Source organism: Streptomyces sp. NPDC048417, assembly GCF_040651615.1.
Lineage (GTDB): Bacteria > Actinomycetota > Actinomycetes > Streptomycetales > Streptomycetaceae > Streptomyces.
In genome coordinates, this window is the sequence record NZ_JBEZKI010000066.1 from 1 (window position 1) to 22,595 (window position 22,595).

Below are 22,595 nucleotides of genomic sequence, written 5' to 3' on the forward strand. Positions count from 1 at the left end.
TGTGGTGCGCGCCCCACCCCCGTGGGGGGGGGGTTGTTTGCTCCCCCCCCGGGGGGGGCCGGCGCCCCGGGCGCCCCCCCCCCCCCCCCGAAGCGGTATGCGGCTCCGCCGCGTGGGCGCTATCGACCCCCAGCGGCCCGCGGATTGATCACGACCCTCCTGCCGGCAGGCCGAGCACCCGCGCCTCGACATCCGGGTCCAGCCCCTTGACCACACGGGCCGGCCTCGACGACGCCTCGTCACCGGTCTCCCGGAGCCAACGCCACGTGTCCGCCACGGTCTCCTCGGCCGGCCTGCACACCAGCCCCGTCGCCACCGCCCGCGACACGTCCATGCGATGCACGGCGTCGTGCGACTCGCTTCCCGGCGGCACCCACACCGGTAGCTGGACCCACGGCTCGATCCCGGCGGCGAGGATCACCTCGGGGTCGGTCCAGCGGAGCTCCGCCGCCGAGCCCGTGACCCGGCGGCAGGCCTCCAGCAGCGCGCCCATCGTGGTGTGGCCGGGCGGGGCGGTCAGGTTGTACGGCCCGGACAGGCCCCGCTCGACCGCGCCCAGGGTCCACTCGGCGAGATCGCGGGCGTCCACGAACTGGACGGGCAGGTCCTGCGGGCCCGGTGCCAGCACCGGCCCGCCCCGGGCGATCCGGTTCAGCCACCACGGCAGCCGGCCGACGTTCTCGTACGGCCCGAGGATCAGCCCGGCCCGCACCAGCACCGAGCCGTCCGCGCCGAAGGACTCCACGGCGGCCAGCTCACCGCCCCGCTTGTCCTGCGCGTACTCGGTCGGCCCGGCGTCGGCCGCGGCCCCCGTCACCAGTGCCTCGTCCTCGGTGAAACCGGCCGGGCGCGGCCAGTCGTACACCGACAAGCTCGACACGTACGCGTACCGTCCGGCGCGGTCCCGCAGCAGCCGTGCCGTCTCCCGCACGGCGCGGGGTGCGGCCGACCAGGTGTCGACGACCGCGTCCCATTCGGTGCCGTCGGCGAGGGCGGCGAGACCGTCGGGCGCGGTGCGGTCGCCGTGCAGCGCCCGCACGCCCGGCGGGGGCCGGTGCTGTCCCCGGTTGAAGACGGTCACCTCCCAGCCGCGCCCCAACGCCGCCGTCACGACGGCCCGCCCCACGAACTCGGAACCACCCAGTACGAGAAGTCTCATGCCGGTGATCATGCCCGGAGGGGGCGCCGGACGGAACGGGACTCTGCCGAGGGCAGAGCGGCTCGTCAGCGGCCGGTCGGCGGGGTGTACTTGTAGCCGACCCGGCGGACCGTCTGGATCGCGCCCCGGTGCTCCGCGCCGAGCTTGCGGCGCAGCCGGGCGACATGGACGTCGACCGTGCGGCCGTCGCCGACATGGCCGTAGCCCCAGACCGTGGTGACCAGCTGGTCGCGGGTGTGCACCCGGTTCGGGTGCGCGACCAGATGGGCGAGGAGCTCGAACTCCAGGTAGGTGAGGTCGAGTTCACGCCCGTCGACCTGGGCGGTGCGCTGCCCGGAGTCGACGGTGACGAGCGGCCGGGTGCCGCTCGCGGCCCGCCCGACCGGTACGTCGGCCCGTCCGCCCGGTACGTCGGCCCGTCCGACCGGTACGTCGGCCTGCTCCTGCGCGTCCGGCACCGCGACGGGCAGGAACGGCGGCCGCTGGTCCGCCGGCACCAGCACCAGGTAGCCGATCATCGGCGGCTGGCCCGGCAGGGTGGGCAGGGTGTGCTGCGGGGCGGGCAGCCAGGTGGCCCCCGGCGGCAGGAAGTCCGCCATGTCCACCACCTCGTCCCGGTCGACGGCACGCAGCCGGTGCCGGGCGGCGGAGGAGGCGGCGAGGGCGGAGGCGGGGGAGAGAGAACGAGTGGTCGCCATGAGACGTCAGCTCTTTCGCGCGAGGAGTTCGTCGGTCGGGACGACGGCCGCGATTCGTGGTCGGGCGCGCCGGGACGTTCTGCGTTTCGCGCTGGCCGAAGGCCGGGGTGTACGGCTTTAGAGGGCCCGCGCGTTCATCGCGCGGCAACACACCCGGTCGAAGTCGTGGTGCTGACGGGAAGGCCAGAAGGGCTCGAGGTCATGGCGACCCGTCGCGGTGCACTTCTGGTAGCTGGCCATGCGCCCATTGAAGCAGACACAGCCCGGAAACAGGACCCTCCTCTCACTGCTTGGACGCGTCCCTGGCGGCATCCTGATCCTGCCCGCCTCATCCCACCAGGCGTTTGTGCCAGGTCAGCGGGGTGAGCTCGATCGCCTTGTCCGGATTGCCGTCCCACACTGCGGACAGCCCGGCGGCGGTGAGGGCGGTGACCACCGCGCGGCCGACGGCCGTGGTGGTGTCGGCGGAGCCGTCGAAGCCGCCGTAGTAGAGGCTGAGGCCGTGGCCCTCGGCGGCGGAGCGGGTGCCCTGGTGGTGGAAGAAGACGAAGCCCCGGGCGCCGCCCGCGTCCTCGGCCTCGGCGCCGATCTCGGCCATACCGCAGGAGCGGCAGCAGGCGAAGTCCTCGCGGGCGACGACGCCTTCGCGCTCCAGGGCCGTGAACGCCCGCGTCAGCCGGTCCGGGTCGGTGAGCCCGGTCCACGCCCGCTGCTCCGCCACCCGCGCCACCCAGAGCCGCTCCACGACCTCGCGCGACTGGGCCGCGGAGACCGGCGCGGCGCCGTCCCGGTCGTCGTCCGCCATCAGGTCCACGGTCTCCCGGACGAGCCGGTCGATCCCCAGGTAGCCGTCCCGGAGCAGGGCGTGCGCCTGCTCCTCGGCGCGGGCCGCCACGTCGGCCGCGAGCGCGGGTACCTCCTCGCGCGGCGGCACCGGGACCGGTTCCCAGGCCACGCCCGCGTCCCAGCCGTCGTCCTCCCGCGCCCAGCCGGCCAGCAGGTCCGCCACCCGGTCCGGGTCCGTCAGGTTGGTACCGGAGAACTCGTCCGCGCCGCGCCGGTGTTCGAGGCGGTAGTCGCCGCCCTCCTCGTGCCACACCTGCGCGAACACCCTCGGCAGGTCCGGGATGCGCTGGGCGATCAGGAAGCGGTTCCCGGCGGCGCCGAGCCCGCGCACCGCCTCGCGCAGTCCGTCCGGCGCACTCCACAGATACCTCTGCCCGTTCTCCGTCCAGGCGTTGACGGCGAGCACCTCGTCGATCTCCATGCGCCCACCATGACACGCGCCACCGACAACGCCGCAGGGGCGCCCACCGTCACGGTGGGCGCCCCTGCGGGGAGTTCGCGGATCAGACCTGGCCGGCCTTGTCCAGGGCGGTGCAGCAGGTGTCGACGATCAGCCGGGTCACCAGGTACGGGTCGACGTTGGCGTTCGGGCGGCGGTCCTCGATGTAGCCCTTGCCGTCCTTCTCGACCTGCCACGGGATACGGACCGAGGCACCGCGGTTGGAGACGCCGTAGGAGTACTCGTTCCACGGGGCGGTCTCGTGCAGGCCGGTCAGACGGTCGTCGATGCCGGCGCCGTAGTTCTTGACGTGGTCGAGCGGCTTGGAGCCCTCGCCGAGCGACTCGCAGGCGGTGATGATCGCGTCGTAGCCCTCGCGCATCGCCTTGGTGGAGAAGTTGGTGTGCGCGCCGGCGCCGTTCCAGTCGCCCTTGACCGGCTTGGGGTCGAGGGTGGCGGAGACGCCGAAGTCCTCGGCGGTGCGGTAGAGCAGCCAGCGGGCCACCCACAGGTGGTCGGAGACCTCCAGCGGGGAGACCGGGCCGACCTGGAACTCCCACTGGCCGGGCATGACCTCGGCGTTGATGCCGGAGATCGCCAGACCCGCCTTCAGGCAGTTGTCCAGGTGGGCCTCGACGATCTCGCGGCCGAAGATCTCGTCGGCGCCGACACCGCAGTAGTAGCCGCCCTGGGGGGCCGGGAAGCCGCCCTCGGGGAAGCCCAGCGGACGGGCGCCGTCGAAGAAGGTGTACTCCTGCTCGATGCCGAAGATCGGCTCCTGCGCGGCGAACTTCTCCGCGACCTCGGCCAGCGCGGCACGCGTGTTGGAGGAGTGCGGGGTGAAGTCGATGTCCAGGACCTCGCACAGGACGAGTATGTCGTCGCCGCCGCGGATCGGGTCCGGGCAGGTGAAGACCGGCTTCAGCACACGGTCCGAGGAGTGCCCCTCGGCCTGGTTCGTGGAGGACCCGTCGAAGCCCCAGATCGGCAGCGCGTCGAGACCGGCGGGGGCGCCCGCGATGATCTTCGTCTTCGAACGCAGCTTGGCCGTCGGCTCGGTGCCGTCGATCCAGATGTACTCAGCCTTGAAGGTCACGGGCCACATCCTTCGGGGTGGGTCGGGCGCACTTGCGGGTGCAGTGGCGCTACGGCACTGGGGCGCCTCGGTGTTGCCCGGCAGCCTGTCAACAGGCGATTTCCCGATCATTGCTCGAATGTGAACCCGGTGTTACCTGGCGGTTCTGTGGCGCGACTCACGTTGTGAGACGCGGACGGGCGGGGTACGGAGCCCATTTCGGGCGCCGTGCGCGGCCCCTGCGCGGCGGCCGCCGGCTTTCCCTCCGTGAAAGCCGGCGGCCGAGCCACAGCCCGTGTCGTCCGTCAGCCGATCTTCTCGATCACGGCGCGGCGGATCAGGAACTTGCCGGGTTCCCGGACCTGTTCGAAGGCGGCGTTGTTGAGCAGCACGCAACTGCCCGACACCGAGGTGACCTTCACCGTCGTGGACTTGTTGTTGTCCAGGTTGGTGACCTTCAGCGTGGTTCCCGCCGGGAACTGGTTGCTGGAGGCGGCCGGGGCACCGGCCTCGCCGGACAGCGTGACGGTCGAGCCGTTGCAGACCTGCTGGCCCGAGGCGGCGGCACCGCCTCCGGTGTTCCCGGTGGCCGCGCTCTTCGAGGGCGCCGGCGTGGCGGCCTGCTGGCCGGTCTGGCCCGTCTGACCGGTCTGGCCCGTCTGCGCACCGCCCGCCGCCTGGGAGCCCTGAGCCGACTCCCCAACGACGCAGCCGGACGCCTTCTGCTGGACCTTGATCTGCGCGATCACCGCTTCGCGGTTGGTGATCCGGGCCGCCGACTGGGCGTCCGGGTTCGCCTTCTGGTCCGCGATGAACTTCTGGTTGTTGCCGAGGGCGGTGGCCAGCCCCGAGCAGACCGTCGAGTCCGCGGCGGACGACAGTGTCTTCGCGTTCTGCGAGGGCTGCGCGGCGTTCGAGCTGGACGCCAGGACGAAGGCCCCGCCGCCGGCGACGGCTGCGGCGCCGACCAGCAGTGCGATCGACTTCTTGGCGCCGAGAGTTCTCCTACGCGACATGCGCGCCTCCTGAAAGGGGTGGGGGAGCGTACGTCGGTAGGTACGAGATGCCGAACGTCGTTACTCAGCGGTTACAGGAGTCACTGAAGTAACCTACGTCACACTGAAATTGAGGGCTGCTCAGCTCTTACCGTTTCTAGAGACTGAGCGGGAGCGAGTCCTGTTGCCAGGACTCGTGCTCAGCCGAACGCCCCGAACGGTGTTGGGCGTTCTGGTCGACCGCGTTCGCTCCGCGTCCGGCGCCGACGGATCGTGTCTGTGGTCCGGGGATGCGGGGGCGGTTTCCCTCACCGCTTCTTGCGGCCGTGTTTCTCGCGGGTGGTCTCGGTGGTGAAGTCGAGGTCCTCGATAGCGATGGCGAGGCTGTGGCGTTTGGCCCAGTGCAGCAGCCGGATCAGTGCGTGCCGGACCTGGGCGTCGCGGTGGTGGGCGGTGCCGGTGAGTTCGTAGCCGAAGCGGAGCGGTTCGCCGGCGGGGTTGCCGTGCCGGTCCAGGCGCCAGGCGCCAGGCGGCCAGGTGGTCGGCGTTGGTGTCCACGCCGACCAGACCGTTCGCGCGGGCCGTCGCCAGCGGAACCGTCTGGACGGGTGGCAGGGTCCAGGACGCGGTCAGGTACCAGCGGTCCCGGCCTACGTTTTCGTGGATGCGGTAGGCCACGGCCCGGTTCGCGGTGACACGGTCGGCCCACTGCTCGCCCCGGTGCGCGAACGACACGCGAGCGGCCAGGACGTACCGGCCGTGCGATGCGTTCGCCAGATGCGCCAGCGGCGCGGGAAGCTTGATCGAGACTTCGCCGTCAGGGGTGACGCGGAGGGTCTCGTTGCCGTACCGCTTGCCGGACTCACCGTCGGCCTGGAGGAACCGTCGTTCGGCCTGCCACCGCGTGCGCCACTGCTCCTTGGTAAGCCCGGTGGCGTCAAGGTGGTGGCGGGTGTTCAGCAGTCGCTTGCCGCCGCGCACCACGTACACGACAGCTGCCTGCCAGTCGGCCCGCGCCGCCTCCAACCGGTCTTCGAGGACGTGCAGACGGCGGGTCTTGGCGTGCCACTCCTTGGGTGAGCGGTAGCCGCCCGGAGCGTGTTTGCCGCCCTTCTCGCCCAGGGGCAGGGACAGCCGGTGGGCGATCGTGCGTACCCCCGCCTGAAGGCTGTGGATGTGGGCGAGGTGGCCGCGTCGGGCGAGCGCCCACTGGTCGTGGGTGGCCTTCGTGATGGACCCGGCCCAGCGGGGGGAGGACTCTGCGGTCAGGACACGTTTGCGCTGTGCCCACTGCTCGCTGTCGTGGTCCGGTCCGGCCGCGCACCTCGCCTTCAGATCACGGGCGGCGAGCGATGCGAGGTGGTCACCGACCAGGCACAGCACCCTCTCGTCCTCGCCGGTCAGACCCTTGAGCCGGGACCGGATGGCGACACCCGAAGGGCCGGGCACCACGAACGGCGCCGCCACCTCCCGCAGTCCACCCACCGCCCGCACCCCCGACCCGCTGTCGCCGAAATCCGTCACCCACCCAACGACCAGCACCGACCGAGGTCACGCATTCGAGACAAGAAACTTCGTTCTCCCCTCAGCGCGTGCGCCCGCCACCACCCGAAGACTCACTCATTCGTGCCAGAACGCGCTCGCACACCGTCGATCACCACCTGTTCACAACCCCTGGCCAGCGCTTCCTGTACGGCCTCGTCGGTGCGGGCGACGAGCGCCGTGCCGTCGTCGGCGGTGATGATCGGCCGCTGGATGAGCCTGGGGTGCTCGGCGAGAGCGGTGATCCACCGGTCGCGCGCGCTCGCGTCCCGCGCCCACTCCTTCAGCCCCAGCTCCTTGGCGACCGCCTCCTGGGTGCGGGTGATGTCCCAGGGTTCGAGCCCGAGCCGTTCCAGTACGGCCCTGATCTCGGCCTCGCTCGGCACGTCCTCCAGATAACGGCGGACGGTGTAGTCGGCTCCCTCGGCATCGAGCAGGCCGATCGCGGTGCGGCACTTCGAGCAGGCCGGGTTGATCCAGATCTCCATACCGGCCACCGTAGCCAGACCACCGCGCCGGCCGGCCGCACCGGTGACCCGGCAGCGCAGACGGATCACCCTCGGCGGCCTTTTTCCCTATCGTGGTCGGACGGCGAACGGAATCGGGGGAGCGATGCGGGTCCTGATAGCGACGACGGCGGACGGCGGGCAGGACGCCGTACGAGATCTGTACCGATGGCTGCGCGAGGATCCCGACGTGCGCCGCTCGGCCACGCCCACGCTGGTGCCCGCACCGGACGCGGCGGGGGAGCACCCGGGCACCGCCATGGGCGCGGTCGAGATCATCGACCTGGTCCTCGGCCAGGGCTTCTCGGCGCTGAACCTGGCGCTCGCGTACGCCGCCTGGCGCGGCCAGCGGCCGGCCGCCCCGCCGATCGTCATCCAGCTCGGGGACGGCCGGTCCGTCACCGTGCACGACGGCTCGGCCGAGACGGTACGCCGCATCGTCGCCGCCCTGGAGGAACCGACCGGCCACCCACAGCCCGCGGGCTCGGACGCGGCCCCGGCCCCGGGCGCGGCCCCGGACCCGGCCCCGGCTGTGGCCCCGGCCCCGGCCCTGGGCGCGGACCCGGACCCGGCTCCGGCTCCGGACGGGACCGGGGCGGGAACCCTGGGGACACCGGGGACACCGGGGACACCGGGAGGGTCGTGATGGGCCTGCCCGACCCGGTCGCCTCCCGCGCGCTGCTGATCGGCGTGAGCGACTACGCCACCCTGCCCGGACTGCCCTCCGTGGCCGACGGCGTCGACGACCTCGCGGCCCTGCTCCGCGCCGCCGATCTGTGGGGACTGCGCCGCCCCAACTGCCGCGTCCTGCACGACCCCGCGTCCCCGGAAGCGGTCCTGGACGCCGTCCACGAAGCCGCCGCCGAGGCGACCGACCTGATGCTGGTGTACTTCGCGGGCCATGGACTGGTGTCCCAGGACGGCGACCTGTACCTGGCCCTGCCCCGCGCGGACGCGAGCCGGCTCTACCGGGCGGTGCCCTACGACGCGATCCGCCGGATGCTGGTGTACGAGTGCGACGCGCCCCGCAAGGTCGTCATCCTCGACTGCTGCTACAGCGGCCGGGCGATGACCGGCCACCTGGGAGCGGACGCCACGCTCGCCAACCTGGCCGAGGCGGACGGCACCTATCTGATGACGGCCGCGACCGAGACCAGGACGGCCTGGGCGCCGGAGGGGGAGAAGTACACCGCGTTCACCGGCGAACTGATCGCCGCGCTCGGCCGGGGCGTGCCTGGCGGGGCCGAACTCCTGCAGATGGACACCCTGTTCTGGCACGTCCACCGTGAACTCACCGCCAAGTCCAGACCGAAGCCGCAGCAACGCGCACGCAACGGCGGACACGGCATCACGCTCGTACGCAACCGGTGGACCGAGAGCGGGGCGGACATGGCGGGCACCGGTAGGGCGGACACGGCGGGCACCGGTAGGGCGGGCGCGGCGATCACCGGTGGAGCGGGCGCGGCGGGCACCGGTGGAGTAGGCACGGCGGGTGCCGGTGGACTGGGGGCGGCGGCTGGTTGGGAGGGCGCGGCGGCCGGTGGGACGGCGGTGCCGCTCAACCCTGCTGCGGGGGCGGCCGCCGCGGAACCTGTCCAGGCGGCGGTGCCGCGCAACCGGGTTGCTGGGGCGGCCGCCGCCGAACTCGTCCAGGCGGCGGTGCCGGTCAACCGGGCGTCCGCCGGCGTGCCGGCCCGCCACCGCGTCCCCGAGGGCGAACTCCACGCCGTCCTGCACACCAGCCTCGGAGACATCGCGCTGCGGCTCCTGCCGGACCACGCGCCCGACACCGTACGGAACTTCGTCGAACTCGCCGAGGGGAAGCGGGAGTGGACCGACCCGCTCAGCGGCCGCAGAACCCGCGCCAGGCTCTACGACGACACCGTCTTTCACCGGGTGATCGAAGGGTTCATGATCCAGGGCGGTGACCCGCTGGGAACCGGAACGGGCGGCCCCGGCTACCAGTTCCGGGACGAGTTCCACCCCGACCTGAAGTTCGACAGGCCCTACCGGCTGGCGATGGCCAACGCAGGCCCGAACACCAACGGCTCGCAGTTCTTCATCACCGTGGCACTCACCACCTGGCTGAACGGCAAGCACACCATCTTCGGCGACGTACTCGACGCGGCCGGCCGGCAGGTCGTCGACGCCATCGCCGCGACGCCCACCGGGCCGGGCGACCGTCCCCGTGGGGATGTCGTCCTGCGCGGCGTCAGCGTGCTCGGATCCGGCCACGCGTGAGGGGCCGGCGGCCAGCCTTGTTCGAATTTCTGCGGCCTCATACGCACCATCAGAAACCGCTGAAACGGAGCCGCGATTCCCTTAGTCACCTGCTGTTTTGACGGATCGTTCGGAGCGCCCGATTGTCAGTGGCGGCCAGTACACTTGAAGCAGTGTTCGAGAGAGTCGCCGGGATGTCCGGAGGCCCTCTGACCGCGACAGGAGGATGCCTGTGCCCGCTGCCGCACTGAAGCCGAAGCCGTTGCCGACCCAGTCCACCGCGAAGCGTGCCGTCCTGCTCGACTCGCCCTACGCGCCGGCGGAGAAACGCCCGCTGCCGGCCGGGCGGCCACGCGAGTGGTACGTCACGCACAACCGCCGCCTCAAGGCCATGCGCCTCGCCATCGCCCTGCTCGACTCCGGCGTCTACCTGCCCAACCAGGCGCGCGACGAGACGATCCGGAGCACGGCGGAGAGCATCGGCATCCATCCGCCGTCGGACACCACGTGCCACATGGTGCGCGCGCTGATGCGCTACTCGCGGTGAGCCGGTGGCGCCGGGTGCCGTGTGTCCGACGCGGCTCCCGGCGCCTTCGCCACCGGGGCTCCCGCCCCCGCTCACCCGTCCTCACCGAGGAGCGTCGGCTCCTCCTCGGACGCTGCCGCCGCAAGTCCGTGCCTTCTGCTGGCGTCGGCTGCGGGGCGTGAAGGGCTCCGCAGCGATCGCCGCCATGGACCCGAAGGGTCTGCGGGGCTACGCCGCCCGGTGCGGCAGGACCCTGGCACGCGCCCACGCCCGCTCCGGCGACCGCATCGCCGTCGCCGCCTGCCTGGTCGGCACCGACACCTTCGGCCACGCGCTCACCGACTTCGCCCCCGCCTGCCTACGCCGACCAGACACCACCGACCACGTCGTCCTGGACGCGGCCGTCACGGCGGGCGTCCTGACGGCGGCACCGGGGGGCTGAGCCGGACGGGCCCCCTCATGCGGGCGCTCCCGAAAACGGGATGCACGCCGAGTGACCGGATCCCTACGCTGGAGACGCGTTCCGGAGCCGTCCACCACCGCTTTCCGAAGGGCCGACCGCGCCCTGGGGACTCGGGGCTACTCTGCTACGCACCGACGGACGGCCGCCCGTCCCCCGCGTGCCGTCGGATCCGTCGACCGCTCACACACGCTCACGCCACGGAGGCCCGTCATGGGCACCATCGTCCTATCCGGAACTGTCGTCCTGGTCATCCTCGGATTCGGAAACCACAACTGGTGGCTCGCCGCCGTCGCCCTGCTCTTCGTGTACGTCCACTACGGGCGCGGCTCGTCGTCGGCATCCTCGTCGGGCGGTTCGTCCGGCGGGGGCGGGGGCACACCGAACGACTACAAGACGTACCGCGACCGCCGTGACCGCCAGGCCAAGTGGGAGCGCCGCTACCGGCGCGAGCGCCCCCTGGAGTTCCGGCGGCAGGAGAGGAACAAGGGTCAGTAAGGGCCCGTAGGCGGGTGTCCCCGGCCGGTCAGAGGCCGGGGGCACCCCACACCGGGAACCAGCGGCTGAGGTCCTGCTCGATCCGCAGGTCGCTTGCGAGGGTCGCCTTCACCTGCAACTCCAGCGCGCTGTCCCGCCGTTCGCCGGACCCGGGCAGCGGCGCGAAGGGGTAGAACGTCGCCCGCTTGTAGAGATAGACGAGCGCGAGTCTGCGCCCGCGCTCGTCCTCGAAGGAGGCCAGGGAACAGAGCAGTTGCGGGCCGAAGCCGTTGACCTCCATCGAACTGTTCACCGCGTGCAGGTCGTTGACCAGCTGCGGAAGCTGGTCGGGGGTGCGCCGCGAGACCAGCCAGGAGTAGCCGTAGTCGTCCTGGTGCAGCTCGACCGGGGAGTCGCCCCGGTCGGTGTCCGCGTCGAGCAGCGCCTGCACCTCGCGGTGGGTCTGCTCGAAGGCCGCGCCCTCCACGGTGGCGAAGCACACCGCGCCCAGGCCGGTCGGCCGGAACCCGGCCGCCGCCTCCAGGGTCACCGCCGCCGACGGCAGCGCGAACAGCTGGTCGAGGTCGGGAGCGACGGGCTTGGTGCGGCCGAGCAGGATGTCCAGGAACCCCATGCTCACCCGGCCTTCCCGGGCTTCGCCGCCTCGCCCAGCTCCGCCGAGATCCGCCCCAGCTGCTCCAGCCGTGCCTCCAGGGTCGGGTGGGTGGAGAAGAAGCGCTCGATGCCGGGCTCCTTGCCGGTCGCCGGGGTGAAGTAGAACGCGTTGAAGGCCTGGGCGGTCCGCAGGTCCTTGGTCGGGATCCGGGCGATGTCACCGGAGACCTTGGTGAGCGCCGAAGCCAGCGCGGAGGGGCGCCCGGTGAGCTGGGCGGCCGCCCGGTCGGCGGCCAGCTCCCGATACCGGCTCAGCGCCCTGATCAGCAGGAAACTGAGCGCGTACACGGCCGCGGAGACCCCGATCACGATGGCGAAGACGGCAGCCGTGTTCTGGTCCCGCCTGCCCCCGCCGAAGATCTGCGAGTAGAAGGCGAACCGCACGATCAGCCCCGCGATCACACCCAGGAACGACGCGATCGTGATCACGGCGACGTCCTTGTGCGCCACGTGCGACAGCTCGTGCGCGAGCACCCCCTCCAGCTCGGCGGGCTCCAGCCGCCGCAGCAGGCCCGTGGTCACACAGACCACGGCGTGATCGGGGTTCCGCCCGGTGGCGAACGCGTTCGGCATGTCCATCGCGGACACGGCGACCACGGGTTTCGGCATGTCGGCGATGGCACACAGCCGGTCCACCACCGCATGCAGCTCGGGATACTCATCCCGCTCCACGACCCGCCCGCGCATGGCGAACATCGCGATCCGGTCGGAGAACCAGAACTGTGCCACGAACATCGCGCCCACCAGTACGACGACCAGCAGCCACGACTTCAGCAACACGATCAACGCGGCAACGAAGCCGACGTACAACAACCCGAGCAGGAACAGCGTGACCGTCATACGCACGGTCAGTCGCCGGTCGCTCCGGAAGCGGCTCTGCATCTGCCATCACCCCGCAGTCAGGCACTCGTCCCGCTGTCCAGTGTGCACCTGCCGGGGGCAATGAGGAGGCCCCGAACGTGCCTAGTAGCGGCAAAAGGTCCCTGTGAACGCGCGCTGCCGTCACGGCGGCGGCGGCCGGGTCAGTACGGCGACCGGGTCTGTAGGTACCCCAGCAGGACGATCACCGCCGCCACACACCCCAGTACCAGGACCGTGGACACCCACGACGACCGGCGTGGCTGCGCCGGCCCCGCGTCGGCCCGGAACGGTACCGGGTCCGGCGGGTTCTCCTTCCAGCGCGCGGCCAGCATCCGGGCCCGCGCCGACGGCTCCTTGTGCTCCGCCCGGTCGGCCCAGCGCAGGTCGAACTCCTGCTCCTCGTCACCCTGTTGGGACATCATGGTTCCCCCGTCTCGAACATGAGTACAGCCGCACGATACGACGAAGCCCCCGCCCTGAGAAACCAGGAACGGGGGCGTCGAGGGCCGGAATCGGCCTCTGTCGCACGTCGAAGTAATGCACGTCCAGTCTTCTGGCCTGCGCTTTCGTCCCGTCGTCAAGATCGTCTTGCACAGGCGTTGCACATCAGGTCAGGCCGTGTGGTGGTAGATGCGGCGCGCAGCTTGGCGCCGGTATTCGGCACGCGATGCACATATCTACGCAGGGTGAAGGCCGGGCCGGAGTGGCCCAGCCGGTCGGCGAGCGTGTACACGTCCACGCCGTGGCTCGTGCTCCATGCCGTGTGCTACGCATCGGCCGTAGCGCTCATGTCGTCACCGCGTCCTTGCGCCGCGTACTCGAGAGCGGCGAGTTCGGAGTAGAACGACGCCCCCGCCTGACGCACCGCGCCCAGCCCTCTGGCCCACTCAAGCAGCCCCTCCTCAGCCTGGCGTGTCCTGGCATCCGGCCGTGGCCGGCGCTTTGAGGCGCAGGAGGGCGATCAGCGTCATGACGGCGAGCGCCACCACGAACCACGAATAGTCCCGTGTCGCGGCCGCCAGGCCGCCCCCGTGCACGACGAGGGCCCCGGCGATGACGGCGGGCAGGCTCATGCCCAGGTAGCAGACCACGTAGACCGCCGACAGAACACCGGCACGCTCGTGCTCGGCGACCAGGGGCACGACGGTACGCATCCCTCCCTGGAACCCGGCTCCGAAGCCGACCCCGGACACGAAAGTACCGACGAAGAATCCGGCGAACGACGAGAGTCCGACGGCCGTGAGGGTCCCGAGCGATCCCAGCACGAGCAGGGTGATGCCGAAGAACATCACGGCCCTGGGCGGCGTGCGCCCGAGCGAGACGGCGGTGGCGGACGAGACCACGGTCAGGACGAACAGGCCGAGGCCGCCGATCACCGCGGAGCCCGAGCCCGAGAGTTCGCGGGCCAGCGCCGGGGCGAGCGAGCCGTAGAAACCACCGAGCGACCACACCGCGAACAACACCGGGGCCACCGCGAGCAGCGGACCGCGCAGGCGTTGCGGCACTGCGAGTTCGGGCACGAGGGAGGAGCGCAGCCCGGGCGCCCGGCCCCCGGTGTCCGGCAGCACAGCGACCCCGGCGGCCTGTAGGGCGAAGACACCGATGAACACGAGGTAGACGAGGTGCGTGGGAGCCGGCAGGTACTGGACGACCAGGCCTGACAGCAGTGCGCCGACGCCGGACCCCAGCCCCGGGGCGACGGCGTTGGCACGGGTGCCGCGCTCGCGGTCGATGTCCAGCATCGCCGCGCCCAGCGCGCCCAGGGCACCGCCGGTGGCGATGCCCTGCAGCACCCGCCCGATGATCAGCGCGCCGACGCCGCCGGCCATGCTGAACACCACCATGGCGATGGCCTGCAGGGCCAGTGCGGCCAGCAGCACCGGCCTGCGACCGAGGTGGCCGGACGCCCGGCCCAGCACGAGCAGGGCAGTCAGGACGACGACGGCGTACACGCCGAAGACAACCGTGGTGGTGATCGGGGAGAAGTGCCACCGGGCCGCGTAGAGGGCGTAGACAGGCGTCGGCGCGCTCGACGCGGCGAGGAACGAGACGATGATCGACGCCAGCAGCGCCAGGCCGGCGGAGCCGCCCGTACGCCGGACGGTCAGGGGGACGTCACTCAGTGGCGTCGTAGTCTTCATGACATACCTCACTGCACGGCTCCGGGGCCCCCGGGGTCGAGACCGCCGGGGGCCCCGGAGCGGCGCTCTATCGGGCCGAGTCGTCGGGGTAGGCGGCGGTCGCCTGGATCTCTACGAGGAGTTCCTGGCTGGCGAGGCCACTGACGCCGATGATCGACCAGGCGGGGTAGGGAGCCTTGACGAGGCGCTCCTTGGCCGCGAGGAAGCCGGACATGTTCTCGCGGATGTCGACGTGATAGCTGGTCACGTCCACCAGGTCACTGAGGTCGAGGTTCTCCAGCCGGAGGATCTCCCCAAGACGCCGGATGGCGAGCTCGGTCTGCTCCTCGGCGGTCTCCCCGGGGACACCGTCGGGGCGGCGGCCGATCTGGCCGGAGATGAACAGGTGCCCGTGCGAACGGACCGCGGGGGCGTGGCCGAAGCGCGCGAAGGCGCTGGTGGTCCCTCCGAAGACCGGCGAGTTGTCGGGGACCTCTACGGGGTGGATGGCCATTGCGGTGTGTCCTTTTCTCTGATGTCTGTGTCGTCTCGTCGACCGGGTGGCGGGCCGGGCAGGGCCGGTCAGTTGCCCCATCGGGAGGAGCCGCAGGCGTGCTCCATCCGGGTCCGGCCGAAGGCCTCGCGTTCGCGCAGGAATTCACCGGGAAGCGCGTAACGCGGGCCGTTCTTCGGGTTCTTGGCGGCTTGCGCGACGATCGCGTCGGTGAGTGAGCGGATCATCTCCAACCGCGGGTAGGCGGCGTGGACGACGTCGGCCTGCTCGTCGCTGAGGCAATCGGCGTAGGTGTTGCCCATCGGGCCGCCGAAGTCGAGCGCGACGCCTTCGCGGACGAGCACGCACAGCGTGCCGCGGCGCTCCGCGATGCCCGAGGAGGTGTGCAGGGCGATGGCCTGCCAGACCTCGTCGGCCTCCGCCTCGGACCGTCCGTGTTCGACGAGGAACGCGGCGGCCCGGTCGGCGCCCTCGACCTCGAACCGCTGGAGGTGCGGGCCGTCCGAAGCCACGCCGAAGTCGTGCATCGTGCACGCCGCGAACAGCAGGTCGTCTTCGTAGTCCTGGCCGGCGGCCAGTGCGAGACGCGCGGCCACGAGCCGGGCGAACAGGTAGGTGCGAATGCTGTGGTTGAACACCGAGGGCGATTCCACCGGCTTGATGAGCTGTAAGACAGCACCGGCGAGCGGTGTGTCGGGCAGCACGATCAGGTCGGTGGCCGCCTCGGGGGGCACCTGGTTGCGGGTCGATCCGGTCATGTCCACCAGGCTGGCACGCACTCCCTGACCAGGTGAGTGGCAACCTTGCCTCTTATCGATAGAATATTGACATGACGACACACCGAGTCGCGATCCTGGCGTTGGACGGCGTCACCCCGCTCGACCTGGCGATCCCGGCGCAGATCTTCAACACCCGCCCGGAGACCCCCTACGAGACGACCGTGTGCGGGCTCGGCTCCAAGGTGGCGACCACCGGCGGCTTCTCCCTCGTGACCGAGGGCGGCCTGGAGCAAGTACGCGCCGCCGACACCGTGATCGTGCCGGGATACGAGCCGGGGAGCGAGCCGCTGGTACCGCCGTCGGAGGAGGTCCTCGACGCGCTGGCCCAGACGCGCGACCGGGGCCGACGGGTGGTGTCGATCTGCACGGGCGCCTTCGCGCTGGCCGCGGCGGGCATTCTGGATGGACGGCATGCCACGACCCACTGGCTGCACATCGACGAGCTCGAACGGAACTTCCCGTCCGTCACCGTCGACCGCGACGTGCTCTACGTCGACGAGGGGGACGTACTCACGTCGGCCGGAGTGTGTTGCGGCATCGATCTGTGCCTGCACCTCGTGCGTCGCGACCTGGGGGCGATCGTGGCCAACCGGATCGCCCGCAGCCTGGTGGCCGCGCCGCACCGCGACGGCGGGCAGGCCCAGTACATCCCGGCTCCGGTCGCCGTGGCCGGGGAGACGTCCCTCTCCGAGACCCGGGGCTGGGCGCTGCGCCACCTCGACGAGCCGCTCACGCTCCGCGAGCTCGCCCGGCACGGGGGCGTCTCACCACGCACCTTCATGCGCCGGTTCGCCACGGAGACGGGCACCACGCCCCTCCAGTGGCTGCTGGGCGCCCGCCTCGGCAAGGCACGCGAACTACTGGAGACGACGACCCACTCGGTGGAACAGGTGGCCCGGGACTGCGGCCTCGGCACAGCGGCGAACCTGCGTCTGCACTTCCGACGAACCCTCAACACCACCCCCACCGCCTACCGACGCACTTTCACGCGCTGACACGGATCGCGCCGGCCACCCACGTCGGTCCGGCCCGCGGCGACCGCCGCCAGGCGTGGCCATTTGAGGGTGCCGGGCCACGCACCGCCCGGGCCAGCCCTCCGACGGCGCGTCACCAAAACAGGGCAAATATGCCTGACGCGGCATTAGCGGGGTGACGATTGTCAGCGCTCGCGTGCGGTCGAGCTGGTCCAGCTGGCCAGAAGATCGAGTGCCTGGCGTTCGGGTGAGTCGGGATCGGGAGAGTAGATGGTGATACGGAGCCCGGGGTCAGCGGGCTGCTCGAGGGCTTCGTAGGGCAGGGCCAGGTTCCCGACGAGCGGGTGGTGGAGTTGCTTCACGCCGGAGCGGTGGAACTTCACGTCGTGCCTAGCCCAACGCTGGGCGAACTCGTCGCTCTTTGTGGAGAGCTCTCCGATCAGGTCCGTCAGGCCCGTGTCTTGCGGCGAGCGGCCGGTCTCGGTGCGCAGGAAGGCGACTGAGTCGTTGGCGGCTTTCTCCCACTCGGGCCAGAAATCGGCCGAACCAGGATCGAGGAACAGGAACCGCGCGGTGTTGACCGGACCACGCTGCGCGAACAACGGGGAATCGTAGACCGGGGCATACAGAGCCTGGCCGAGAGAGTTGGCGGCGAGGATGTCGAACCGCCCGTTGCGGATGTAGGCCGGCAGGTCGGTCATCGCGTCGAGCATCCGCAGGACCACCGGTCGGATGCGCCCAGTCGCAGCGGGTGGCCGACGCCCGGACGCAGTGGCCGCGCGGGCCAGGTCGTAGAGGTAGGCCCGCTCGGCATCGTCGAGCTGAAGTGCGTGGGACAAGGAGTCCAGCACCGAGTCCGAGGCGCCGCTCAAGTTCCCGCGCTCGAGGCGGATGTAGTAGTCAATGCTCATCCCGGCCAGCAGTGCCACCTCCTCCCGGCGCAACCCGGTCACTCGTCGTTTGACACCGAAGACGGGCAGTCCTGCCTGCTGGGGCGTAATGCGGGCGCGACGGGTACTGAGGAACTCCCGCACCGCGTCGGCCTGCTCATGCCTCTCGCTGTCGGTCACATCACCACCGTAGGTCGTGCGGATGTGTGCTGGGAGGTACTGCCGTTACCCGGAAGAGCAGTAACTCCCACCCGCGCACGAATACGGGTTTCATGGCAGGGACACGGGAAGCAGAGAGACCCTGCACGGCTTCCCCCAGTCGGCACCTGCATCACAACCGCCTGACGAATTGGAGGCCAACGATAGAATCCCAGGCTGAATGCCGGGCCTGCCGCCTCAATCGCGGCATCGAATACGCGCGGAGTAGGGCGATACCTAATCCATGGAATAGTTGTCATAGCACACAATTCGATAGATCTATGATCATCGGTCTACCCCATACCCCGCGTCACCATGAAACTCATCCGCGCGATGCCGCGACGTCCATCAACGCATTAGGGAGCTCAACATGACCATAAGACGAGTAGCCACTGGTCATAACGCGGAGGGCAAGGCTGTTTTTGCCAGCGACGTGGAGCTTGAGCACGATGGGGGTGGTGGCCCTATTTACCAGATTTGGGGCGGCGACTACAAAGGTGTCCACTTCCCTGACGCCGGTTCGGAGCCTGCCTGTGAAGACGAGTATTTCCCGGGGACTGGCGGATTTCGTTATGTAATGGTCACGCTGGCGCCGAATGGCGCAGACCCGTTGCCGGAGCTAGCGCCGGGGGCATTTACCCCGCGGCGGCAAATGCGTCACGGCTTCGACGATAATTTCCCCGAAGGCGGCGGGATGCACAAGACGGCCAGCATCGACCTCATGGTGGTCTTGTCCGGGGAGCTCACCCTCGAACTCGACGATGGCGCTAGCAAGACTCTGAAGGCAGGCGACACGATCATCCAGAACGGGACGAAGCACCGGTGGATCAATAATGGTGACGTGCCAGCGGTCTGTGCGGCCGTTATTATCGGTATTGACCACGACGACTTCGCCTAGTAGTGCTTGGTCAGGTTGTAATGGTGTGGGTATGTCGCGGTGACAGGTGGGGCAGGCGCCGGTCCAGACCGCGAGGGGTGACTGCAGTTCGTGGGTGACCCGGTAGAGGCTCAGGCCGACGCCGTTCCTTTTGGGGACCGGGTGATGCGCTGCAGGGTGCAGAAGGCGTGCGCGGCGGAGACGAGGGTGACGTGGTGGTGCCGGCCTCTCCAGGTGCGGCCTTCGAAGTGGGCCAGCCCCAGGGCCTGTTTCATCTCGCGGTAGTCGTGTTCGTTGCGCCAGCGCAGTTTCGCGGTGTGCGCGAGGGTGGCCAGAGGGGTGTCGGCGGGCAGGTTGGACAGCCAGAACTGGACGGGTTCGGGCTCGGTGGCGGGCCATTCGGCCGGCACCGAGCGCACCGGTAGCTCCGGGCCGTCGGTGTTCTTGCGGATCTCGCGTCCGGCTGGCCGGATCCGCAGGGCCACGAACCGGGAGTACATGCGTTTCACCCCGCTTCCGCTTCCGCTTCCGCTTCCGCTTCCGCTTCCGGGCCGGGAGCCTTACCGCCATTGCACGGGTCGGGCGGCCTGCCGGCCAGCCGCGATGACCAGGTTCTTAACGGTCTGGGCCGGCTCGGGATAGGCGGGCTGGGGCCGGGGGCCGCGGCCGCCGTAGGGGAGGGGTGTGCGGCTGTGCTTCTTCCGGCTGGGCAGTCGTCGTGGTCGAGATGCCCACCACGTAGTCGAGCCCCCGTTCCTCCAGGCCGAGGCGGAAGGCGGCCGTGTCGCCGTATCCGCCGTCGGCGACGGCGAGAGGGACATCGATGCCCCACGACCTTGTCTCGTCGATCATGTCCAGGGCCAGCTGCCACTTCTCGACATGGCCCACCTCGGCGGGGACGCCGCACGGGGTGCGGCGGGCCACCTTGGCGGGAGCGGCTTTCGGCGAGGCGGGATCCCAGCTCTCGGGCAGGAACAGACGCCAGTCGATGGCCGCCGACGCGTGGTCGGACGCCAGATGGAGCGACACCCGGCCTGGCAGTTGGTGACCTTGCCCGCGGTGCCGGTGTACTGCCGTGTCACGCACGCCGACTGACGCGCCCCCCTCTGCCGGGCCCCGCAGAACTCATGCTGGACGTCCAACGCGTCAAGCGAGCAGGCGATGACCCGGCAGCACCTCGGGTGCATCAGCGATCCATCGAAGATCACTGACACGAGGATGGTGCACCAGTGAGCACGCTGCCCGCCTGGAGTCAGACGGGCTGGCCGATCGGACGGATCGTCACCGTGTTGAGGTCGACGCCTGCCGGCTGGTCGAGCGCGAAGCCGATCGCCTCGGCCACCGAATCCGGGCTCATCGCGATGGGGGGAGCCTGGCCGTGCCAGAACGCGGTGTCGATCATGCCTGGGTTCACGACCGTGACTCCGATGCCGCGGGTCGTGGCGTGCAGGCGGAGGTTCTCGGCGAAGCCGACTACTGCCCACTTCGTGGCGGAGTAGAGGTTGCCCGGGCTGTTCTTGATTCCGGCCACGCTGCCGATGAGCACCAGCCGGCCGCGGGACTGCTCGAGGTGGGGCAGGGTCGCCTTGGCCAGCAGAGCCGGGCCGAGCACGTTGGCGAGTACCATCGGTGCCCACAGCTCCGGATCGCCGCCGTCGATGACGCCGGCACTGCCCGTCCGGAAGTGATCCGCGGACGCGCCGCCTGCGTTCGCGATTGCCGCGTCGAGCGACCCGAAGCGCTCCACCGTGCTGGTGACCGCCGTGTTGGTGGAGTCCCAGTCGGAGGCATCTGCTACCAGGCCCAGGACGCGGTCCGCGTGGCCGACTTCGTCGAGGAAGGCCTTGAGCCGGCCAGGGTCGCGCCCGGTGACGGCGACCCGGTGGCCACGCACGAGCAGGAGCCGAGCGGTCGCGGCGCCGATCCCGCTCGTGCCACCGGTGATCAGGACCGTCTTTCCAGCGACCGGCGATGCGCCGGAGTCAGTGAGTGTGTCAGTGAGTGAGGTGTTCATGGCGTCCACTCTGTGGCGCGGCGTGGGCCCGCGACAGTTGCTTCCAATGGTGGGGACGCCGTCCCCTGGCAGGCAGCGGTGTCACGCGCAGAGGCTGGACGAAACGTCAGCCAACGAAGGGATCCGCATGACCATCGACGTTCGTCACGACCATGTCGGCATCACACTGGCAGCCGACGTGCTCGAGCCCACCATCGCCTGGTATTCGGACAAGCTCGACTACTCGCCAGACCTGCAGTTCAGCGCCAACGGGTCGACGTTCACGTTCCTGAGCAACGGTGACAGCAAGATCGAACTCATCTCGGCTGTGGCAGAGGTCCGCATCCCCATGCCGTCGAGCCTGCCCACGACCCACGACATCCAACGGCTCCACCACATCTGCTTGGCCGTGGCGGACCTCAACGACGTCCTTGCCCGCTTACAGGCACGTGGTGTGGCGCCCTTCGCTGGGCCACTTCAGATCGACCCCATCGGCCAACGAATCGCCTTCATCGTCGACAATGTCGGAACGATCATCGAGTTGACCGCCGCGATCTGAAACGCCACGAGGCGACCGTGACAGTCGCTTGCGAAGGTGGGGACGACATCCCCTGGCGCCAACGGCGCCGCCCAGGGAGGCTGTGCCTATGTCGAACACGAGGTACTCCGAACTCGGTGGCTTCCTGCGTTCGCGACGCGAGCGGATCCGCCCCGAGGAGGTCGGGCTCGCGCCCGGCCCGCGGCGCCGCGTCCCCGGTCTGCGTCGCGATGAGGTCGCCGTTCTGGCCGGCGCCTCGGTGGAGTACTACACCGAGCTCGAGCGCGGTGCCGGCTCGCAGCCTTCCGACCAGATGCTCGCCGCGCTCGCCCGCGCCCTGCGCCTCAGTCTCGACGAACGCGACCATCTGTACCGGTTGTCGAACCGCCCGATCCCGCACCAGGGCGGGACGGCGTCACACGTCCACCCCGCGATGCTCGACCTGCTGACACGAATCGACGGGACCCCGGCGATGGTGAGCACCGATCTGCACACCGTTCTGGTCCAGAACCCGCTCGCCATCGCGATGCTCGGCGACCTGTCCGCGCACCACGGCCGCGCGGCGAGCTTCATCTACCGATGGTTCACCGACCCGGCCTCGCGGCAGATCTACCCGCAGGAGGACCTCGCCCCGCAGTCACGCTCGTTCGTTGCCGACCTGCGCGCGGCAGTCGGGCGACGCAGCCCGGGCGACGCCGAGGCGACCAAGCTGGTGGACGAGCTGCTGCAGCAGTCGCCGGAGTTCCAGGCGCTTTGGGCCGACCAGGACGTGGAGGTGCGCAGAGACGAGCGCAAGCGGATCGTCCACCCCACCGTTGGCATGCTCGACCTCAACTGCCTCAGCCTCTTCAGCGAGGACGGCCGCCAGCGGTTGCTCTGGTTCACCCCACGCGCCGGGACCGACACCGCCGAGAAGCTCGCGCTGCTGACCGTCGTGGGCACACAGGCGATGCAAACCGAACCAGTCCGATGAACCGATCGAGGAGGTACCGCTCGAGCGATAGACGCGACCGGCCGATTGTCACCGTCTAGCGCCGCTAGCCTTGGTGCGTGATGCCGCTGTCGGACCAGACGCAGGTGGCTGTCGTCTGCACGGCACTCATCGGCCAGCCCAGATCTACACCCTCAACTGCGAAGAGCCTAGTAGGGCTCCGTTAGGTCTGTCTCGCGGTCCTGTTTGGGGGCATGTTGGGGGTGTGGACGCACATGAAGTGAACCGTGCCCGGGCGACGT

23 protein-coding genes and 3 pseudogenes are annotated in these 22,595 nt (G+C 70.3%); 10 read left to right on the forward strand and 16 right to left on the reverse strand.

Going from position 1 to position 22,595, the window contains the following annotated elements; translation table 11 throughout:
- Nucleotides 1-148: 148 nt before the first annotated feature.
- The 7 genes and pseudogenes from AB0D59_RS50065 to AB0D59_RS50095 form a co-directional block, all read right to left on the reverse strand.
- A complete protein-coding gene (locus AB0D59_RS50065) occupies nt 149-1,159 on the reverse strand; it encodes an NAD-dependent epimerase/dehydratase family protein (RefSeq protein WP_362579560.1) in 1,011 nt (336 codons plus the stop codon).
- 65 nt (nt 1,160-1,224) lie between these two features.
- Nucleotides 1,225-1,857, reverse strand: a complete 633-nt coding sequence (locus AB0D59_RS50070) for a winged helix-turn-helix domain-containing protein (protein ID WP_362579563.1) — start codon at nt 1,855-1,857, stop codon at nt 1,225-1,227.
- Between the two features lie 328 nt (nt 1,858-2,185).
- A complete protein-coding gene (locus tag AB0D59_RS50075; protein WP_362579566.1) occupies nt 2,186-3,124 on the reverse strand; it encodes a hypothetical protein in 939 nt (312 codons plus the stop codon).
- A gap of 82 nt (nt 3,125-3,206) precedes the next feature.
- Nucleotides 3,207-4,238, reverse strand: a complete 1,032-nt coding sequence (gene glnII, locus AB0D59_RS50080; RefSeq protein ID WP_362579569.1) for a glutamine synthetase — start codon at nt 4,236-4,238, stop codon at nt 3,207-3,209.
- 284 nt (nt 4,239-4,522) lie between these two features.
- Entirely contained in the window at nt 4,523-5,233 is a 711-nt protein-coding gene (locus AB0D59_RS50085) for a hypothetical protein (protein WP_362579572.1), read from the reverse strand.
- 136 nt (nt 5,234-5,369) lie between these two features.
- A pseudogene (locus AB0D59_RS50090) lies at nt 5,370-6,697 on the reverse strand (IS200/IS605 family accessory protein TnpB-related protein).
- Nucleotides 6,698-6,828: 131 nt separating this feature from the next.
- A complete protein-coding gene (locus AB0D59_RS50095) occupies nt 6,829-7,242 on the reverse strand; it encodes an arsenate reductase family protein (RefSeq protein ID WP_362579575.1) in 414 nt (137 codons plus the stop codon).
- A 124-nt stretch (nt 7,243-7,366) separates the two neighbouring features.
- On the opposite strand from AB0D59_RS50095, the gene AB0D59_RS50100 reads away from it, so the two are divergent.
- From AB0D59_RS50100 to AB0D59_RS50125, 6 genes and pseudogenes are all read left to right on the forward strand, one after another.
- Complete coding sequence (locus AB0D59_RS50100) at nt 7,367-7,906, forward strand: hypothetical protein (protein WP_362579578.1); 540 nt, start codon at nt 7,367-7,369, stop codon at nt 7,904-7,906.
- Nucleotides 7,906-8,553: pseudogene (locus AB0D59_RS50105) on the forward strand (caspase family protein); the annotation flags it as partial. The gene AB0D59_RS50100 and the pseudogene AB0D59_RS50105, both read left to right, overlap by 1 nt.
- Nucleotides 8,554-8,946: 393 nt before the next feature.
- Complete coding sequence (locus tag AB0D59_RS50110) at nt 8,947-9,501, forward strand: peptidylprolyl isomerase (RefSeq protein ID WP_362579616.1); 555 nt, start codon at nt 8,947-8,949, stop codon at nt 9,499-9,501.
- 211 nt (nt 9,502-9,712) lie between these two features.
- Complete coding sequence (locus AB0D59_RS50115) at nt 9,713-10,027, forward strand: hypothetical protein (protein WP_362579580.1); 315 nt, start codon at nt 9,713-9,715, stop codon at nt 10,025-10,027.
- A gap of 19 nt (nt 10,028-10,046) precedes the next feature.
- Nucleotides 10,047-10,448 (forward strand): DUF2252 family protein, encoded by a 402-nt coding sequence (locus tag AB0D59_RS50120; protein WP_362579583.1) that lies wholly within the window; start codon nt 10,047-10,049, stop codon nt 10,446-10,448.
- 231 nt (nt 10,449-10,679) lie between these two features.
- Nucleotides 10,680-10,964 (forward strand): hypothetical protein, encoded by a 285-nt coding sequence (locus AB0D59_RS50125; RefSeq protein WP_362579586.1) that lies wholly within the window; start codon nt 10,680-10,682, stop codon nt 10,962-10,964.
- A gap of 28 nt (nt 10,965-10,992) precedes the next feature.
- Here AB0D59_RS50125 and AB0D59_RS50130 read toward each other — a convergent pair whose 3' ends face one another.
- From AB0D59_RS50130 to AB0D59_RS50155, 6 genes are all read right to left on the reverse strand, one after another.
- Nucleotides 10,993-11,577 (reverse strand): hypothetical protein, encoded by a 585-nt coding sequence (locus AB0D59_RS50130; RefSeq protein WP_362579619.1) that lies wholly within the window; start codon nt 11,575-11,577, stop codon nt 10,993-10,995.
- Between the two features lie 2 nt (nt 11,578-11,579).
- Complete coding sequence (gene htpX, locus AB0D59_RS50135; RefSeq protein WP_362579589.1) at nt 11,580-12,500, reverse strand: zinc metalloprotease HtpX; 921 nt, start codon at nt 12,498-12,500, stop codon at nt 11,580-11,582.
- Nucleotides 12,501-12,640: 140 nt separating this feature from the next.
- Nucleotides 12,641-12,898 (reverse strand): hypothetical protein, encoded by a 258-nt coding sequence (locus AB0D59_RS50140; protein WP_362579621.1) that lies wholly within the window; start codon nt 12,896-12,898, stop codon nt 12,641-12,643.
- Nucleotides 12,899-13,381: 483 nt separating this feature from the next.
- Entirely contained in the window at nt 13,382-14,620 is a 1,239-nt protein-coding gene (locus tag AB0D59_RS50145) for an MFS transporter (protein WP_362579592.1), read from the reverse strand.
- Nucleotides 14,621-14,687: 67 nt separating this feature from the next.
- Nucleotides 14,688-15,113 carry a RidA family protein gene (locus AB0D59_RS50150; RefSeq protein ID WP_362579595.1) on the reverse strand — a complete coding sequence of 142 codons (426 nt, stop codon included), beginning with the start codon at nt 15,111-15,113 and terminating at the stop codon, nt 14,688-14,690.
- A 68-nt stretch (nt 15,114-15,181) separates the two neighbouring features.
- Nucleotides 15,182-15,871, reverse strand: coding sequence for an HD domain-containing protein (locus AB0D59_RS50155; RefSeq protein ID WP_362579597.1), 690 nt, complete (start codon nt 15,869-15,871; stop codon nt 15,182-15,184).
- A 71-nt stretch (nt 15,872-15,942) separates the two neighbouring features.
- Between AB0D59_RS50155 and AB0D59_RS50160 the strand changes: the two genes are divergently transcribed.
- A complete protein-coding gene (locus AB0D59_RS50160) occupies nt 15,943-16,887 on the forward strand; it encodes a helix-turn-helix domain-containing protein (RefSeq protein WP_362579600.1) in 945 nt (314 codons plus the stop codon).
- Between the two features lie 164 nt (nt 16,888-17,051).
- Here AB0D59_RS50160 and AB0D59_RS50165 read toward each other — a convergent pair whose 3' ends face one another.
- Complete coding sequence (locus AB0D59_RS50165) at nt 17,052-17,936, reverse strand: helix-turn-helix transcriptional regulator (protein ID WP_362579603.1); 885 nt, start codon at nt 17,934-17,936, stop codon at nt 17,052-17,054.
- A 388-nt stretch (nt 17,937-18,324) separates the two neighbouring features.
- Between AB0D59_RS50165 and AB0D59_RS50170 the strand changes: the two genes are divergently transcribed.
- Complete coding sequence (locus tag AB0D59_RS50170) at nt 18,325-18,852, forward strand: cupin domain-containing protein (RefSeq protein WP_362579606.1); 528 nt, start codon at nt 18,325-18,327, stop codon at nt 18,850-18,852.
- Nucleotides 18,853-18,962: 110 nt separating this feature from the next.
- Here the strand turns inward: AB0D59_RS50170 and AB0D59_RS50175 are convergent.
- Both AB0D59_RS50175 and AB0D59_RS50180 read right to left on the reverse strand, forming a co-directional pair.
- Nucleotides 18,963-19,922, reverse strand: a pseudogene (locus tag AB0D59_RS50175) (IS701 family transposase); the annotation flags it as partial.
- Nucleotides 19,923-20,083: 161 nt separating this feature from the next.
- Entirely contained in the window at nt 20,084-20,845 is a 762-nt protein-coding gene (locus AB0D59_RS50180; RefSeq protein ID WP_362579608.1) for an SDR family NAD(P)-dependent oxidoreductase, read from the reverse strand.
- Between the two features lie 127 nt (nt 20,846-20,972).
- On the opposite strand from AB0D59_RS50180, the gene AB0D59_RS50185 reads away from it, so the two are divergent.
- Both AB0D59_RS50185 and AB0D59_RS50190 read left to right on the forward strand, forming a co-directional pair.
- Nucleotides 20,973-21,383, forward strand: coding sequence for a VOC family protein (locus AB0D59_RS50185; protein WP_362579610.1), 411 nt, complete (start codon nt 20,973-20,975; stop codon nt 21,381-21,383).
- 88 nt (nt 21,384-21,471) lie between these two features.
- On the forward strand, nt 21,472-22,335 hold the full coding sequence (locus AB0D59_RS50190) for a helix-turn-helix transcriptional regulator (RefSeq protein WP_362579613.1): 864 nt from the start codon (nt 21,472-21,474) through the stop codon (nt 22,333-22,335).
- Nucleotides 22,336-22,595: the final 260 nt, after the last annotated feature.